Genomic DNA, 1,456 nt, shown 5'->3' with positions numbered 1-1,456 from the left:
CGCGGCGGCCGACTTCGCACCGGACTTCGCGTGGGAGGCCGTGCCCGAAGCCGCGCCCGAGGCGGCGCCGGACGCCGCCGTGCCGGCGCGCGCGGCGTTCTTGCTGATCTGACCGGGGCCCTTGCCGGGCACCGAGGGGGTGTTCATCCTCATTCCTTCCATCGGGGGGATCTCGGGGGTCTCTGCGGGTCTCAGGGGGTCTCGTCTCGCGCGGGGTCAGCCGCGCAGGCGGGGCAGCACCTCGCGGGAGTAGAAGTCGAAGAAGCCGTCCTGCTCGGGCCCGATCTGCGTGACGAACACGTCCTCGTACCCGGCGTCGACATAGGCGCGCAGCGCCCGCGCGTGCACCTCGGGGTCGGGGCCGCACGGCACCCGCTCAGCGACCATGTCCTCGGTCACCAACTGCGCCAGCTGCCGGAACTGCCGCGGCTGCGGCAGCAACTGGTTCGCCTCGCCCGGCAGGTAGTCGCTGGCCCACAGCCGCAGCGCGGTCCGCCGCGCCTGCGCCTCGTCGGGCGCCCAGCACGCCTTCAGCCCGCCCTGCACCCGCTTGCCCTCGCCGCCGGCGTCGCGGAACACCTTCACCAGGTCCGCGTCCGGCATCATGCAGATGAACCCGTCGGCGATCCGGCCCGCCAGCGTCGCCGCCTTGGTCCCGAACCCCGACATGTGGATCGGCGGCGGCTCGCCGGGGACGGTGTACAGGCGGGCGGTGTCGAGGCGGTAGTGCTCGCCGCGGTGGGTGACCAACGTGCCGGTGAACAGCCGCCGCATCAGCGCGACGGCCTCCTCCAGCATGTCCATCCGCTCGGCGGCCGGCGGCCACCGCGAGTCGACGATGTGCTCGTTGAGGAACTCGCCGGTGCCGACGCCGAGGGTGAACCGTCCGCCGGTCAGCACCGCGCACGTCGCCGCGGCCTGCGCCACGATCGCCGGATGGGTGCGCACCAGCGGGCACGTCACCGCGGTCCCGACCGGCAGCGACGTCGCCTGCGAGATCGCGCCGATCACCGACCACGCGAACGGGGCCTGCCCCTGCTCGTCCAGCCACGGATGGAAGTGGTCGGAGATCCACAGCGCCTCGAACCCGGCGTCCTCGGCCAGCCGCGCCTGCCGCACCAGCTCGCCCGGCGCGTGCTCCTCGCTGGCCAGGAAGTACCCGAACCTCGCCATCCCCGTCCTCCCTCACAAGCGCGGCGTGCCGGACGGTCCGTAGCGCGCCCTACCCCGCCGGACGCACGCAAACATCACGGCACACACCCCGGACCGGCACGAACCGCCCTGCCCGCAGGGGCGCGCGGGGTCCACCACGTGCCGCCGATCACGGTTGGAACCGTCCGCTCGGGTATGCGGAACGCATGACGCCGCCCAGCCCAGGACCGCCCCCGCAGCCGCCGGGCCGCCCGGGGCCCCTCCCGCCGCAGGCGGGGCCGCGGGCCGCCCGCACGATCCCGCT

1 protein-coding gene is annotated in these 1,456 nt (G+C 74.5%); it reads right to left on the bottom strand.

Annotated features, from left to right (window positions below):
• Positions 1–216 precede the first annotated feature (216 nt).
• Positions 217–1,173: a TIGR03557 family F420-dependent LLM class oxidoreductase gene (locus F9B16_RS50370; protein WP_151547338.1), complete on the bottom strand. Its 957-nt coding sequence runs from the start codon at positions 1,171–1,173 to the stop codon at positions 217–219.
• Positions 1,174–1,456 lie beyond the last annotated feature (283 nt).

This window comes from Actinomadura montaniterrae (genome assembly GCF_008923365.1).
GTDB classification, from domain to species: Bacteria; Actinomycetota; Actinomycetes; order Streptosporangiales; family Streptosporangiaceae; genus Spirillospora; species Spirillospora montaniterrae.
The sequence above is the reverse complement of the archived record's forward strand: the minus strand, read 5'-3'. Positions and strand labels throughout refer to the sequence as shown.